Here is a 16266-nt window from a genome sequence, read left to right as displayed (position 1 = left end):
ATCCGTTGAAGGGCATCGGCGCCGTTGAGAGGCGGGCGCCGGTCTGTTGTTGCCGAGGCGTTAATAATGCTAAGGGGGCGGCCAGGCAGAGAGCAAGCGAGCAGGGCCACTCGGCTGTGCGGTTAGCGCACAGGTTGATACCAACCAAACGGGCCGGGAGATAAAGTTGACGAGGAACTCGTTGGTAACTTCGAAGTAGTGTGCAGTCAGTGCCGAAATATGCATGGCAATGGGCTAAAACCAAGGACAGACTCTTCGAAAATCTTCGAGCCCTTAGTGAGGTACGGGGCGTCAGACTAGCGCACCAACGCAGGTCTGCGAGGTAAATCAAATCAGTATGAAACGGATCAATATCACTAAGACTCAGTAGAATAGCGGGGGGCTGCATCCGATTGGGTGATGAAATTCCTGCTCGGCAAATGATCCCAGGGTGGGAGATCAGGGCATCTCCATCTGCGCAGTTCAGCCCCTGTCACGCATGCCAATTTTCTTCACCGATCGGCTGCGCTCCTGATCGTGGGAGTGGTAATAAACATTCTGAGTCGTGCTGAGGTTACTGTGTCGTAAGTCCAGCTGCAGATCCTTGGCACTGCGCAGCGGCGCATCAAACGTGGCCGCCGTGTGCCTCAGCCAATGGGCAGAGGCAGCTTTAAGGCTGATCAACTCGTGCTCCTCTCGGTTTTCATCTCGCATCCGAGACAACGCGTTATCAAAAACAGCCTGGAGGAGGGCGCGCACCTGTCGTCCTGAAAGACCTGATCTGCCACGCAGCGTCGTGAGCAAAGGGGTCTGCTCCTCCCACTGCGGCAGCTCAGGCAGGCCAAGAAAGCGTCGGTAGCGCTTCATGTATTTGGCGATGTACTCGTCTCTGACTGCGATCTTCCCGGCCTTGTTGCCCTTGCCTATGACGTGGTACCACCAGTTTCCTTCCTCGTCCTGTCGAAAATCGCCCATGACCGGATGCCAATTGGGCCGGCCGACGAGATCTGAAACTCGAAGGTACATGGCGAAGAGGGTGGCTACGATGAAAAGCGTTCGTTCATGGCGCTCGGGCTCAGCCAGCGCCATCTGCTCAGCAGTTTCCAGGACGTAGTCCCACTGAAGCGGCGTTAACGCACGATGTGCGCCTTCCTCCTGCGGGGAGCTGCGATTCTGTCCCTTTTTTTTGATCATCCGAAACGGGTTGGCGGCTACTACTCCATCTTCAACGAGATGCTCGAAGAAACGACTACAGATAGAGTACACCTGGTTGATGGTGCCCTGAGACGCCCGGTAGTTCGCGGACACCGCCAGCACCAGAGGCTTATCGCAGCTTTCCTTCTCATGATGAGCAGCTTTGGGCGATTTCAGGCTGAACGGCCTCCACTTGTCGTTCGGCATAACCAGATCGTCCCACGTTGACTCCGTGTGGCCACTGGAGACAAAACGTCCGCGGACAATGGGGCCAATCCAGTCTGCCGGAGGGTTGCGGCAAAACTCAAGATAGTCCTCGGCGTCTTGGCGCTTGAGGTGGCCGAACGGTTTACGCTTAACGATCATCGCCCAAAGGAGCAAGCGCTCCACATGCGTGCGGTAGGACGTAAACGTAAAACTGTTCTCCGAGAATGACCTCAGAAAACCCCGCGTTGCAAGGTAACCCTTGTGAGCCTCAGCCGCGGGCTCGAATGAATCCAAGTAGACTCGGACGCACACCATTCCAGGCTCAGGCGAACTGAAGTCTTGATCAATGAAGATCTCATAAGACTCGAAGATGGGCCGGGGCAGCTGAGACATTAGAAGGCTTACCGAATGAGTTAGCGTTGAAGAAACTTCCAGTATTAGTAGTAACTGGAAGTTGGAAGGGTATGTTTCACATCCCCGCTTTCGCCATCCGCTGACTAATAGAATGATCGTTTGGCAATGTCCGATACTAGCCGTCCGCGTGCCTGCCCGCAACTCCGCTGTTTCAGATTTCATGACGCGAGCACGCACGACAAAATTTGACATCAAGTCTTGACTTAGGCTCGAAGCCGTACGAGACCCACAACTTAGCACGTCAGGTCGCTCTGATTTAACAGTATATTGTTGTTGAGGTTATTCGTTCGAGACCTCTACCTTTCTTTTTGAAGGAGCCTTAGGGTTTTCTTAGTAATTTAGAAATATGAACTGAAATGTCTACATTATTCTATTTTGACGTTAATTGAGAGTCGGGTTTCCTTAGGTTTGGGTTAGCTGACTTGCTTTCGATTCGGCTTTGACGCAGCTGGTGCGGGAGCTCTGAGTGGTTGGTGTTTGGCCAGAGCTTCAACCTCTGCTGGCCTTATTGAAACCAATTGGGAATCGTCGGCCGCGATAAGCCGACCGCTGCACTGTTTAAAACACGGCCAGCCAGGCCTATGCTAGGTAGGCACAGTGATTAGCAAACCTTTCATTCACCGTCAGCGAGCGGCGGATATTGCTGCAGACGCAAATGCGTCTGCTTACGACTTAAAAATGGATCTAGATTTTGGAGCACCTCTAGATGCCTGAATTTTTTCGGGGCACTTTTAAAGGATTCGGTCGCTTTCAAAAGTCAGAAGTCATGTGCCCCACATATACGGAGCGCAATGCTGAATAGCCATAATTCGTGGGGACGTCCACTTTTAAAAGTCTCGAACATTTTTATAAAAAATGTCGTGAGATTTGTTAGAGGCCCTTGACTATAACCGGCTATCAGTCCATTAAATATACCCTTGAAATGGAAAACCATTGATGGTTTATAATGAAGCTTCTTTGAAGCTTCAGTCTTGAGTCCTGTTTTAGAGAGCCTTTCCCCGCAAATTTAGCGCTGTTAATTGCGCTTTTATCCGCTCTAATCGTTTGCTCCATCGCTATCCACGCTATGCAGACCGGGAGCTTTAGTCCATAACTAGGCTTTACCTCCACGCCGCAGGCGAGTTTCTGATCACCTAGGTGCAGCCTCCTGATCATCGGTCTTGGTGGCATCTCGCTTCGGCGGATGAGCCCGGTATGATCTGACGCCATGCAGTTGGGGCAGCGTGGCATGGCATGGCAGAGGGGAGTCGCAAACCGCCATATTCATTGGGTTACGGGCGTGTCTACTTTTAAAGGGTTCGGTCATTTTCAAAAGATGTCTCGCATTTCAAGGCCTAATGCGCTGGATGAACCTAGTCTAAATTAATGCCTATCGGTTCACATGAAGCCCTTTTTCAGCAGCGTACGGCGCTACGATCCGACGGAAAATGTCCAAACCCTGGGTGTACGACCGATTCCGCCAGAATTAAAAAGCGCTGGATTGGAGATCTGTAAGGATTGCTTGCTCGCAAAGGCACGGTCTACAAGGCTTTCGGACTAGGCACAGTGGGCGCCACCTAAAGCGCCATTTTTACAGGGGGGTCACACTGTGATCATCGAAAGTGAGCGTTGGGTTTGGCGTGAAACTAGATGCCTGGGACAGAGGCTCGTGAAATGCGGAAGCGCCACGTTCGATTGCCTGGGGCACTGGGCCAGATGCGTAACATAGTGTTACGCATAATGTATATTATGTTAAATGATGTGTCTGAATGTCGAATCCCCTCGGCTTCTGTCTGTTGCCTAGCAATTCGGCGAATGGCCAGTTCTTGCCCGCCGGGATAGAGCCAGCTCAGACACCGCGCAGTTGCCGCCTACCCGGATCTATTTGAACCGAGAATTTTTAAGCTGCTCCTATCAGTCGAGGCAGCCAATGGCTGCTTCCGCGAATGGCGCAATTCATACGAACCAAGTTCACAGGAAGCACTATGCAACGCTTAGCTATCAGCCAGATCACCACCAAGCCACTAACATTAGAGCAGGACTTGGCCCTCTGCAAAACACTGGACTGCGGACTGGAGATAGTGGAGAAAAAGCTCTCGGTTGATCGTAGCGAGGCTCATGATCAGTTGGCGTATATCAAAGAAAGCGGTGTTCGGATTACGTCCATCCAACCTAAGACGCTTACAGTCTTTCCATCCGCTTCAGCACCGCAGCCAGAGTCTCCGGAGGCCAGGCTGGAAAATCTCATTGGCTCGGTGGATCTGTTTGGCAAATACTGGAAAGGTCTGCCTTTGGTCACAAACACTGGAGCTGATCCCGATGGCAACGAGAACAAAGTTTGGGAAGGCTGCGTGCAGCGTTACCAGACTCTGGCCGACCATGCCGAAGATCAGGGGATGAAGATCGCTCTGGAGGCTCTCGGCCCATCGCTTATGAACGCCAATTCTATTCTTTTCGCCTACAGCCAAGCTCAGGAGATGGCCGCATCGGTGGACAAAAAAAGCTTTGGCGTCTGCCTCGATATTTACAACAGCTGGCAGGATCCGGCCTTTATCGAATCAATCACATCAGAGAAGCTATTTCTGGTGCAGCTAGCTGACTGGCGTCGCCCAAGGTCATTGCATGACCGACGTGCCCTCGGGGAGGGTCAGATCTCCTTTTTACCCATACTGCGCAGACTGGTGGAGTGTGGCTACACGGGTGAGTATGTTCTGGAGATCTTCTCAGACTCGGTTTCTGACTCGCTGTGGAGAGACGCTTCGACAATCAGCCTGGCCATCGAAGCCAGTATGCGAATCTTCGACAGCCTGTTACTTCAAGCCTGACCTTGACCTATCTCAACCTGATCACCAGGGCCGCGGACGTCCGCTGGGCCAGGCCTCGGATTCGTGAGACCACCGAACGGCTGTCTGATGCTCTGGTACGAGGTAAAGTATGGAGAACTGGCGTTATCGGAATCAGGTGCCCAGGGATGAATTGAATGAGTGGTTCATTGTTTCCGGGGATGACTCGCATCGTAAGCAAAATAAACAGCGGGCCCCAGAAGAAAACCGGCCACGCATCCCGCCGCCCGAAGCTGCCAGTGGACAGTCTTGGGGGCAGGAAACTCTAAACTTAAAGGAACGCCCCTGGCGGAGCTTCCCTTTCTCCTCACTCAGCGGCGGAAGAGACGGTCTAGAATCAGCAAAGCAATTCCACCAATTGCAACTGCAGCGACTGGTTTCTCTTTAACAAACGCAGATACGCTGTCCATGGCATCGCCATAGGCTTGGGTCAACTGACCAGAAGCCTGGCGACCAGTACCCTCCGCCTCCAGCTTCGAATCACCAAACAGTTTCCCAACTGCGCTCTGTGCTTTGCCGGCAACCTGTTCTACAACGCCTTCTACCTGTTCGCTCTTCATAATTCACCAAAACTTCGTGTGTGAGTGACCCAGGATCAGCCTGGGATTGGCGCAACCTGCGCAGAATTAGGGGACGGGCGCAGTGATTAGTTCAGCGAGGATGAGCCTCTGGATTCCTCATCATGCCCCCTACCCTCCGCCATCCTGCGCGTCACTGCAGGAGATCACCTCAATGCCAATGGCCGCCGAACGTATCGCGAATCAGGTTTTGCATCATCACCGAGGCGCCGCCTTCGAGAAGATGCTACCGACTGCTGATTTCGCAACCATTTAGAACGACGGTGCGACACAACAGTCTGTCCTTACACACCTTTGCATCTCATAGGGAACCTCATGATCATCGTTCACCATCTCAACAATTCCCGTTCGCAGCGCATCCTCTGGCTACTCGAAGAGCTCGCCCTGCCCTACGAAATCAAGCACTACCAAAGAGACGCCAAGACCAACCTGGCGCCGCCTGAATTGAAAGCCATAAACCCGCTGGGCAAATCACCGGTTATTCAGGATGGACCTCATGTGCTGATCGAATCCGGGGCTATCGTCGATTATCTGATCCGCCGCCACGGCGACGGCCGCTTGCAACCTGCCCCGGCCACCGCCACCTACGACGAATATGTGCAATGGCTACATTTCGCAGAAGGGTCGGCCATGCTGCCGCTGATGCTCAGCCTTTATGTCGGGCGCCTTGGGGAAGCTGGCAAGCCGCTGCAGCCGCGAATTGAATCTGAGCTGGCAAACTACCTGGGTTATCTGGAGAACGCGTTGAAACTTACCCCATACTTATTGGGTGAAGAAATCAGCGGCGCGGATATCCAAATGAGCTTTATTGGCGAGTTCGCAAAGTCCCAGGGCATGCTGCACAACTACCCTAGCCTAGCCGCGTGGATCGACCGGTTCCAGGCGCGGCCGGCCTATGTCAGTGCGATAGAAAAAGGCGGTGATTACAAGTTCGCGGGCTGAGCGCTAAATACGCAGGCTCAGAGGACGTTTATGACAGAACTCCCACACGCAGGCTGAACCACCGATTTGGGGTATCGTACTCGAATACAGCGTGTTCATCGTTCACAACGAATCCCATAGAGTCGTGTTCATGAAGCAGTACGTTTTGATGGTGATGACAGCGTTCAGCTTGCAAGCTGTTGCTGCCGAACCAGGCCCCATCCTGCCAGGCTGCGTTCTACAGGCTGCGTTCTACAGGCGCAGCGTACGCTGGCAGGTGAGACAGGCGGGACGATCACTGATGTACGACAGGCCCATATATCGGCAAGGGCAAATGTCCTGGCTGCGGATATCAGCACAGCCCGAAAGGCACGAAAGATTACCGAAGCTGAAGCTAATCAGATGATCAACCGTGTACAGGACGTGCGCGTGAAAACCCAAGGCTTCGTGACTCAACAGGGTTTCCTGAGCGCCGCAGAGAACGCCAGTTTTGATCGTGAATTGGATGCTATCTCTATGCAGTTGTGTCGATAACGACCACCGGAGAGCCCCGCTCATTCAGAAATGTTTTCGTTCACCTTTCGACTGCCGAAATTGAAAATTATCCAGGCTATGATGACCATGGCGAATTTTGAATTGTCTCTCTCCAATGTTCGCGATTTTGGAATTCCCTAGCTTGGCTATTGGCACAATGACGCCCTGATAAAAAGTCAGTCATAAAGTCCTATATGATCGTTGATATCAAGCAGGCCGGTCTCGGTTCGTGAGTACTTTCCGATCCTGCTGGGAACAGTCGCAACGCGATACTATCCGTTGGATCAGTCACCTTATCTTGTGAACCACTGGAGCGTTGCAGATGACTACGGATGAAGAGTTGCACCAGCAGGTAATAGCAGAACTGAACTGGGATCTGGCCCTGGAGGCGAAGCATATTTTGGTGCATGTCAGTGATGGAACGGTAACGCTTTCCGGCGAGGTAAGCAGTCATGCCGAAAAATGGCACGCTGAAGAAGCCGCCTCCCAGGTATCAAGGGTAGTCGCGCTGATAAATAATATTGAAGTGATCGTCTCCTCTAATCATGTTCGCACCGACAGCGATATTGTGTTGGCAGCGGTCAATGCGCTGGAATGGAATGCCTCACTTGCAGGTCATAAAATCAGCGTCAATGTGTCAGATGGCTGGCTGGTGCTCTCAGGCGAAGTAGAGTCTGAACATCAGCGACAAACTGCCGGTTATGCCGTGCGATACCTGCAGGGTATCAGAGGGATTAACAACGATATCACCATAAAGACTCACGCTTACCCTGATACGATCAAGGCGGATATCGAGTCGGCATTCAGGCGCAGAGCCAGCATTGACGCCCATGGTATCGAGGTTCTGGTCAACCATGGTGAAGTCACCCTGACCGGGGCGGTAGCGTCACTTCCCGAGCTGGAGATGGCACGCTCGACTGCATCGGGTACTGCCGGAGTACAGAGGGTCGTCTCTCACCTGATCGTCTCATCGCACCGTTAACAGTCGCCACATCTCACCGAGCCAATGCGCTTGCCTCCAAGGCAAGACGGGCCAGTTCGGGGATGGATTTTGCCTCCGTCCGAGACATGATCGATGCTCTGTGCTTTTCAACGGTCCTCTGACTGATGCCCAGGTTGACGGCTATGTTCTTGCTGGGTTGCCCCGCCAGTACCATGGCCATGATCTGACGCTGACGCACGGTAAGATGAGCGATATGATCGATGGCTGATTTGCGGCTGGCTCGCAGGATTTCGGTCTTTTTGTACGTGAGCAAGGCGTTGGCCACACGGGTCAGCAAGTCCTGGCGACGGAATGGTTTTTCTATAAAATCGCAGATCCCGACGTTCATGGCGTCCACGACAGATGAAATGCTGCTTTGGCTGCTGATCATGATGATGGGCAGGTCGTCACCATCGGCCCTTAGTCGCCTGGCCAGTTCCAGCCCGTTCATACCTGACATATGAGCATCTACAATCAGACAGGCTTGGCGGCCCGGAGAGTAACTGGCGAGGAATTCCGCACAGCCAGAATAATCCTGAACTTCGTAGCTGTCGGCCTCCAGTGACTGACGTAACGTGGCTTTTAACAGCCCGTCATCGTTTACCAGAAATATAATCGGCGGGCGATCTGACTTTACAGACAGTTTGATCGTTTCCTGGAGCGCTGTTCTCAGCAGTGTGCTGACGATAAAAGTGAGCATATTTAACCCGACGGGCTTTCGAAGCAGCGTGCAGTTACCTGCCCAAATCAGCTGACACACCCGTTCATGGTTCTCGGTGCTCAATATGATCGCAGGTATTGCCCTACGGAACTGCTCGCGCATCTTTTGTACCAGCTGTACCCCGTCAATCTGCTGCCCAAGTGCGTAAGCTGTCAGGATGAGGTCCGGCTGGACGCCCGAGTGAGCAATACACTCAAGAGCAGTGCATGCGTCGCTGGCAGCGGCAATCTGGTAGCCAAGCTTGCCGAGGGCGAAACTCAGCAAGTCCCGCAAGCGATCATCAGGTTCAACGATCAATAGCATGCCGGCCGACACCTGTGTGTTTGAGTTTTTAGAACAGATGTAGCCGGCCGGACGATTGTGAGAGCGCGACAGCGGCACACTGATTGAGATGAGCGTGCCTTTTCCCGGCTGAGTCTTGACCTGCAACTGAACGCCTGGAATATATAGTTTCGGACTGCCCGGGACTCCGCTTGTGGAGTCTTCCGTGTCTGACGTGGACAACACGCATAACGCGTCAGTGCGTCTTCCCTGTCCCGTGTATCTGAGCTCTATATCCACCCACCCGGAGCGCCTTCTGCACCCCAACGACAGTCTCTCGCCGCTCATATGAGTTACGACATTGAAGATCACGTTGCCCAGTATCCTTGCCAGACCATCCGGGTAACTTCTTACCTGTACCGTACTGGCGACTGCGCGCGCTCTGATTTTTCGGACCGACGCCAGAGGCCAGAGATCCACCGCCAACCGATCGAAGATGTCTTGGATTGAAAAGTCCAGCGCATCGGAAGTGTTTATTTCTTCGTCATCACTGTCTCCATCCAGTTGGGTGGCAAGACGACCGAAAAAAACTTCCATGTTTTCACCCAACTGCTCCACCAACCCGGAAGCTGAACAGAACGGGTCATATTTCGTCGCCGCGAGCTGACCTGCAATTAGGGCGACGGCTTGCGCAGACTGGCGAAGCCGTTGATCCGCGGAGCTCCAACGCTGCAAACGGGTGATGTGCTGGCGCGATGCGTGTTCGTAAACACTGGCAAGTTTACTACCGAGGCGTCGCTCTTCTGTGGTCTCTGTGAACACCAGCACCACTGCATTTTTTCCGCTTTCCCAAGGCGGACACTGCGTGATGACACAATCGAAACAGCGGCCACTGCTCAATGTGATAAATGTTGCGCAGGGTGCCCCACTGTTTAGTGTTTCCTGAACTTCGGACAACAAATGGATGGTCGCCGCTCGGGAGCAGAGATCAGCCAACGGGCGTCCTTTATCGCTGGACAGCATATTAAACACGTGGGTTATTGCCGGCGTGAAAAACACAATATTCAAGTCGCTGTCGAGAAACAGAATTGGCGCAGCTGACTGACACAGCACCTCTCGAATTGAAGTTTGATTGAGCTCATCAGTTTTATACATACAGCCCCTTCGAACCTGAGTCCCTGTCGTCGGGGCGCGCGCAAGACATGACCTTTAGCGATGTTGATCCTTCGGTTATGGATCGGCTAACGCACATGCTGAATATTCCTGAGGGAACCTGCTGCGGATTGACGCTGGTACCGATACTACTCCGTTTCTGCACCCACACGGCGCGTGGTTGATTTTTCATCGCTTGCCGGCCTTCCAACCCCTTCACGCCTGCCCTGCCCACAGCGCTTATGGGTAGTTTCCGACTCTGGCAGCGAGCCATTGGCGGGTAGAAGGTATCGGAGCCATTACAAGGCAAATCGGGTGTTCAACCCCGTAGGTTGCTGATACTCCACTTAACTCAGGGCACCCGTTATGGCCTATATGACGCTCAATCCCTACAACGGCAAATTGCTCGAACAGTTTGAGACGCTGAGCGATCAGCAACTTGAGAACAAGCTCAAGATCGCTGCGCAGTGCTACTCGTCCTGGAAAAATCAGACGTATGCGCAGCGTGGCTTGATCATTGCCAAGGCAGGTCAGTTGATGCATGAACAATTCGACATGCTGGCTCGCAAGGCCACGCTGGAGATGGGAAAGCTTCTGAACGAGGCCAGGGGCGAGGTTAAATTCAGTGCTGGCATTCTGGAGTACTACGCCAGTAATGCCGAACGATTTCTAGCGCCGGAAGTTCTTCACCCGTTTCAAGGTGAGGCCCACATGGAAAGCAGCCCTATTGGTCTGATTTTCGGGGTTGAACCCTGGAATTTCCCGTTCTATCAACTCGCTCGTGTTGCGGGTCCGCACCTGATGGCCGGAAACGTGCTGGTAGTCAAACACGCTGGTTGCGTTCCTCAATGCGCGATTGCTTTTGAGCGGATTCTGCTTGAAGCAGGTGCCCCTGCGGGTCTTTACACCAATCTGCTGATCTCCCACGAACAGTCCAATAGGGTGGTCGATGATCCGCGCGTAAAGGGCGTCGCGTTGACCGGCAGTGTCAGTGCCGGTCGTATTCTGGCTTCACGGGCCGGGCAGAATCTGAAACCTTCCTCCATGGAACTGGGAGGGAGCGATGCGTTCATCGTTCTGGAAGACGCCGACCTCGAGCTTGCGATCAGATGGGCGATCTGGGGGCGGATGTATAACTGCGGGCAGACATGCTGCGCCGCCAAGCGTTTCATCGTCGTAGAAGAACTGGCCGACGCGTTTCTTGCAGGTTTTCAAGCCGGGCTGGCCCTGTTGAAAGCCGGTGATCCCATGGACGAGAGAACGACCTTGGGGCCTTTATCTTCGGAAGAGGCGCTACTGCAATTGCTCGATCAGGTGCAGACCGCCATTGCCCATGGTGCAACGGTGCTGTTGGGAGGCAACCGAATTGCTCGCCCCGGCTCCTTCATGGAACCCACAATCCTTGCTGAGATCTCCCCTGACAACCCTGCCTACAGAGACGAGTTCTTCGGGCCCGTTGCGCTGTTTTTTCGAGTGGCCGACGAAGAAGCAGCCATTGCCATGGCCAACGATTCCGATTTTGGCTTGGGGGGCTCGGTGTTTACTCGCGATCTCGCTAGGGGTCGTCGTGTTGCCAGCCGTATCGAGACCGGAATGATGTTCATCAACAACATCAGCTGGAGCGATGCAGAGTTGCCGTTCGGTGGGATCAAGGACTCGGGATACGGCCGTGAGCTTGGCGATATGGGCATTCAGCAATTTGTAAACAAAAAGCTTGTGCGTTACGTGGACGCTCAAGCGCCTGCCTGATATCTCGCGCCCAGAAACATTCCAGGTGTCCGGCACTTGCCGGATATTTCCCCGAAGGAGCGCACGATGTACGTCAATGTTGCTGTGATGAAAGAGACCCACCCGCACGAACGACGTGTGGCATTGATACCGAGCCTCTGCGAAAAGCTTCGTGCGCTGGGTGCCCGACTTCATATGCAGTCGGGAGCTGGCGATGCCAGCTTCCTCCCGGACACGGCGTATCAGGACGTTTCTTTTCTGTCCGGCGTGGGGCTATTGGTGCACGAAGCCGATGTCGTGCTGGCCGTCCAGGCGCCCTCGCTGGACGTCGTGGACAAAATGAAACCAGGCTCAATCCTTTTGTGCTTTGTATACGCGCAAAAGAATCCTGCACTGGTAAAGCGATTATTGGAGCGCCGCATCACCTGTTTTGCCATGGAGCGTGTGCCACGCATCACTCGCGCCCAGTCAATGGATGCCCTTTCAAGCCAGTCAGCCTTATCGGGTTACTACGCGGTGCAACTCGGGTCGGCTCATATGACCCGCATCCTGCCCAAGCTCACCACTGCCGCAGGTATTGTCGGACCCGCACGGGTGCTGGTACTCGGCCTGGGGGTGGCCGGTCTTGAGGCCATCGCCACTGCACATCGCCTGGGCGCTATCGTGGAAGGCTATGACGTCAGACCGGAAACCGAGGAGCAAGCCAGGTCACTGGGTGCCAGCTTCGTCAATGTAGGCGTCGATGCTCGCGGGAAAGGTGGCTACGCACGCGAGTTGAGTGCGGCGGAAAAAACCGAGGTTGCGCGAGTCCTGACTGAGCATATCCAGAAGGCTGACCTGGTCATCACCACGGCAGCCATACCGGACCACCCTTCTCCACGCCTGATTGGCGCCGAACAGCTGGCAGGCATGAAACCCGGAGCCGTCGTGGTCGACCTGGGTGCCGAAGGTGGCGGTAATTGCGAGGGCTGTGTGCCCGGGAAGACCGTCATGATCGGTCAAGTCACCTTGATGGCACCGCTTAACCTGCCCTCTTCATTGAGTCAGGACGCCAGCACGCTGTATGCGAAAAATCAGTTCAACCTGTTGACCCTCATGCTGAAGGAAAACGTCATCCGCATCGACTGGGAGGATCAGGTCCTGTCGCAAACCGCACTGACCCATGCAGGCAAACTCGTGCACCCGCCGGAGAAAGTCGCCACAGATCTGAACGCGGTGGCTAAGGAGCAAACCTCTTGAGCCTGGTCGGCTTTGTGGGACTTTACATTTTCATGCTCGCCGCATTTACCGGCTGGGTCATCATCGGTCGGGTTCCGGCCATTCTGCATACGCCCTTGATGTCGGGCTCCAACTTTGTTCATGGCATCGTCGTGGTCGGCGGTCTTATTGGCTTGCTCGACGCGGCGACAGCCGCCGAGCAGGTCGCCGGTTTCGTCGCGGTATTGCTCGGTGCCGCCAATGCGGCGGGCGGGTATGCCGTCACCGTTCGCATGTTGGCAATGTTTCAAACAAGCGCACCCGAAATCAAGCGGCGCAAAGCCCATCATTCCGCTACCAAAAAGCCTGAGAAGGCCTGAGGCACAAGCATGCTTATTATCACGTCGCAATGGCTTACGGGGACCGTGTATCTGCTTGCTGCCTTTTTGCTCATCTACGGATTGTGGCGAATGTCTTCGCCGGTGACTGCGGCTGGAGGAATCCGCGTTGCTGGTTGGGGCATGATGGCCGCCGTATTGGTGAGTTTCCTCTACGCTTTTTCGGTCAGCGAGGCCGCACGACCCGCCCTGCCCGTCAATATCAGCCTGGCACTCCTGGCATTACTGCTGGGTGGCGGTGTTGCGTGGTGGAGCGGCCGCAAGGCGGCGATGACATCCATGCCGCAGATGGTCGCGCTCTACAACGGTGTGGGCGGTGGTTCAGCGGCCTCTATAGCCGCGATGGAACTGCTGGGCAATCGTGTACACGATCTCACTGCAATGACCGGAACGTTGCTGGGAGCGTTGATAGGCGCAGTTTCGTTATCGGGTTCGCTGATCGCCTGGGCAAAGCTGGATGGCCGCATCAACAAGCCACTGCGTATCAAGGGGCTGCAACTGATCAATGCGGTGCTGATGCTTGTGACGCTTACTGTGGGTGGCGGGTTGGTTTTCGTCATGCGAGAAACCGGTGCCGCGCCAGGCGTCGCTTTCTGGCTGATCGGTCTGTTCTTCGCCTGTGCCCTGCTGTTCGGGATTCTCATGACCCTGCCTATCGGCGGCGCAGACATGCCAGTGGTCATCTCCATCTATAACGCCTTCACCGGTCTGGCGGTCGGTCTTGAAGGGTTTGTACTGCAGGTCCCGGCGATGATGATTGCCGGCATGCTGGTAGGGGCCGCCGGGATTTTGCTCACGTTACTGATGGCCAAGGCCATGAACCGTACGGTGGCCCATGTGCTATTCGCCCGCTTTGGTGATCAGCCCATCAAGAAAGGCGTTGCGATCAAGGGTGAGCTCAAGCCTTCGGCTCCAGGCGATGCGGGCGTCGCCATGCGTTACGCGAACAAGGTCATCATCGTTCCCGGATATGGACTGGCAGTCGCTCAAGGTCAGCAGAAGCTCTACGAGTTCGTGAAATTGTTGCAGGCGGCTGGCGTGCTGGTGCGCTTCGCCGTACACCCGGTTGCCGGGCGGATGCCTGGGCAAATGGACGTGCTATTGGCAGAGGCCGGCGTGCCCTACGACCTGATTTTCCAGCTGGAGGACATCAATGCCGATTTTCCGGACACCGACGTGGTGCTGGTCATCGGCGCCAACGATGTGGTCAATCCCGCTGCGCGCAGTGATAAGTCTTCCCCCATTTACGGCATGCCTATTCTTGACGTCGACAAGGCCCATCACGTGTATGTGGTCAAGCGTGGTGAAGGCAAGGGTTATGCCGGCATCCAGAATGCGCTGTTTTATGCAGACAACTGCAACATGGTTTACGGCGACGCGCAGGCCGTATTGGTGAAGATGATCGAAGCGGTCAGAGGCTTGGGTTAAGCGCATTCGATCACAGGTTTTTTGCCGGGCTGGCATTTGCAGACGCGGAAAGCACCACTCATTAGAGGGAGCGTAATGAAACATAAAATGATAGCGGCGGTTGTGGAGAACCACTGGTTATTAAGCATCTGGACATAGCAGCCCCGGGGCCCGGAATGATTCTGGTCAAGTTTGAAGCATGCGGTGTCTGTCAGATTTGAATGAACGCGAGTGCTTAGCCGGCAGCCTTCTCACAGGCCGGGCGCTAGCTCGGTGCACCAAAGGACGGTCTTATGTTAAGAAGTATGCAAGATCTTGAGGATTACATGATCGTTGCCACGGACGGTGACGTTGGAAAAATCAAAGACTTCTATTTTGATGATGAGGCGTGGGTCATCCGCTACCTTATGATTGATACCGGTTCGTTGCTTTCACGTCGCAGCGTATTGATCTCGCCGCTTTCAATCCGGCAGCACGACTGGGCATCCCGGCAACTACTCGTTGCGGCGGACAGGGACCGTATCCAAAACAGTCCGGACATCGATACAGAAGAGCCCGTATCCCGGCAACATGAAATGCGGTACCTGAACTATTACGGCCATCCCTATTACTGGAGAGTGTCGGAGACTCGCCCGCCTGCATTCCACCCTGCACACGATCCTGCACAGGCAAGCAATGAAGATCATACAAAGGCCGAGTGGTCGGATCATCAGGACAACAACCCCCATCTACGCAGCTGCAAGGGGCTCATCGGTTATCACATAAAAGCCACGGATGGCGAGGTCGGACACGTCGAGAGCCTGCTGATCAACGAGGATACGTGGGCGGTTCAGTACCTTGTGGTCAATACCCGGAACTGGTGGGTTGGACAGCACGTACTTATTGCGCCCGAATGGATCGACAGGGTGTCGTGGAAGGATAAGTCTGTGTCTCTGGATCTGGATTGTGCGGCAGTCAGGTCCTCACCACATTATGAGTCGTCAGAGCAGATAAACCGTGAACAAGAGGCTTGTCTGCATGCGCATTATGGGCGTGCTGCTTATTGGCACGTTTAGACGTCTGGGTTGCAATGAACGTCCTCGCCTATCGGTGATTCATTAAGGTTGTCGATCTGCCCGGAGATGCGAGGGCCGCCGAAGTAGGGACAGTCGTCAACCTAAAGAATACAAGCGTTGCCACCGCCACGGAGATCGGTGACAGCTGCATATTGAACTGCGCCGCGCCGCTATCATTATTTGGTGGTGTCTTGGCTGCGCTGTACCGTGCCGAGAGGGTCGTGCGTCGGTGCAGTTCGCCAGCACTACGTGTCGTGCCGTACAGACTCCATTTCAGGTTAAGAGGACAGTTAACAGAGAAGTGAATGGGCGCCGCCACCAATCGGCGCGCCATGACCGCTTGGAGAAATCGCTGAACACATGTTCGCTGCCCTGAAACAACACACGACAACCTAACCCATGTCAGCAGCGTTCAGTGTACTGCCGGTGCCTTTCCTTTCACCCGTGGGCGCCTACGAACCATTGGTCAACAACTGTGTTGAATCGCGGATCTGAAACGTTGGCCGGATGCACAGTCGCATCCAACGCGGTACCCACTCTTCGGTTCTCGGCATCCCGATACTGATGCCTGGAGAAACGAAGCTGAAGCCACTTGCCCCATGCCTGGGTACCTGAAGACATTAGAGGCGTTGGATGCGAGGTGCCAGGCTTTGCCCACGACAATCACGACGTAAGGGTAGTCGACTGCTGTTATCGGATTCTGTGGATTGAAGAGG

11 protein-coding genes are annotated in these 16266 nt (G+C 54.5%); 8 read left to right on the top strand and 3 right to left on the bottom strand.

Annotated elements, in window-relative coordinates; translation table 11 throughout:
• Positions 1–462 precede the first annotated feature (462 nt).
• Entirely contained in the window at positions 463–1773 is a 1311-nt protein-coding gene (locus OKW98_RS15360; protein ID WP_265385525.1) for a tyrosine-type recombinase/integrase, read from the bottom strand.
• A gap of 1985 nt (positions 1774–3758) precedes the next feature.
• On the opposite strand from OKW98_RS15360, the gene OKW98_RS15355 reads away from it, so the two are divergent.
• Entirely contained in the window at positions 3759–4598 is an 840-nt protein-coding gene (locus OKW98_RS15355) for a sugar phosphate isomerase/epimerase family protein (protein WP_265385524.1), read from the top strand.
• A 329-nt stretch (positions 4599–4927) separates the two neighbouring features.
• Here OKW98_RS15355 and OKW98_RS15350 read toward each other — a convergent pair whose 3' ends face one another.
• Positions 4928–5176 (bottom strand): CsbD family protein, encoded by a 249-nt coding sequence (locus tag OKW98_RS15350; protein WP_265385523.1) that lies wholly within the window; start codon positions 5174–5176, stop codon positions 4928–4930.
• A gap of 333 nt (positions 5177–5509) precedes the next feature.
• Between OKW98_RS15350 and OKW98_RS15345 the strand changes: the two genes are divergently transcribed.
• Positions 5510–6136: a glutathione S-transferase family protein gene (locus OKW98_RS15345; protein ID WP_265385522.1), complete on the top strand. Its 627-nt coding sequence runs from the start codon at positions 5510–5512 to the stop codon at positions 6134–6136.
• Positions 6137–6971: 835 nt separating this feature from the next.
• Positions 6972–7631, top strand: coding sequence for a BON domain-containing protein (locus OKW98_RS15340; protein ID WP_265385521.1), 660 nt, complete (start codon positions 6972–6974; stop codon positions 7629–7631).
• Between the two features lie 13 nt (positions 7632–7644).
• Here the strand turns inward: OKW98_RS15340 and OKW98_RS15335 are convergent, their stop codons facing one another.
• A complete protein-coding gene (locus tag OKW98_RS15335) occupies positions 7645–9768 on the bottom strand; it encodes a response regulator (RefSeq protein ID WP_265385520.1) in 2124 nt (707 codons plus the stop codon).
• Between the two features lie 363 nt (positions 9769–10131).
• Here OKW98_RS15335 and OKW98_RS15330 point away from each other — a divergent pair, with 363 nt between their 5' ends.
• The 5 genes from OKW98_RS15330 (at position 10132) to OKW98_RS15310 (ending at position 15550) form a co-directional block, all read left to right on the top strand.
• A complete protein-coding gene (locus OKW98_RS15330) occupies positions 10132–11514 on the top strand; it encodes an NAD-dependent succinate-semialdehyde dehydrogenase (RefSeq protein WP_265385519.1) in 1383 nt (460 codons plus the stop codon).
• A gap of 66 nt (positions 11515–11580) precedes the next feature.
• Positions 11581–12732 carry an NAD(P) transhydrogenase subunit alpha gene (locus tag OKW98_RS15325; protein ID WP_265385518.1) on the top strand — a complete coding sequence of 384 codons (1152 nt, stop codon included), beginning with the start codon at positions 11581–11583 and terminating at the stop codon, positions 12730–12732.
• On the top strand, positions 12729–13070 hold the full coding sequence (locus OKW98_RS15320; RefSeq protein ID WP_265385517.1) for an NAD(P) transhydrogenase subunit alpha: 342 nt from the start codon (positions 12729–12731) through the stop codon (positions 13068–13070). The genes OKW98_RS15325 and OKW98_RS15320 overlap by 4 nt, the downstream gene beginning before the upstream one ends.
• A 9-nt stretch (positions 13071–13079) precedes the next feature.
• The gene (locus tag OKW98_RS15315) at positions 13080–14516 is read left to right on the top strand and encodes an NAD(P)(+) transhydrogenase (Re/Si-specific) subunit beta (RefSeq protein ID WP_265385516.1); all 1437 of its coding nucleotides are present in this window, start codon (positions 13080–13082) and stop codon (positions 14514–14516) included.
• A gap of 305 nt (positions 14517–14821) precedes the next feature.
• Positions 14822–15550 (top strand): PRC-barrel domain-containing protein, encoded by a 729-nt coding sequence (locus OKW98_RS15310; RefSeq protein WP_265385515.1) that lies wholly within the window; start codon positions 14822–14824, stop codon positions 15548–15550.
• Positions 15551–16266: the final 716 nt, after the last annotated feature.

The sequence above is a fragment of the Pseudomonas sp. KU26590 genome, assembly GCF_026153515.1.
GTDB lineage: Bacteria > Pseudomonadota > Gammaproteobacteria > Pseudomonadales > Pseudomonadaceae > Aquipseudomonas.
This window is presented reverse-complemented; position numbering and strand designations above follow the sequence as displayed.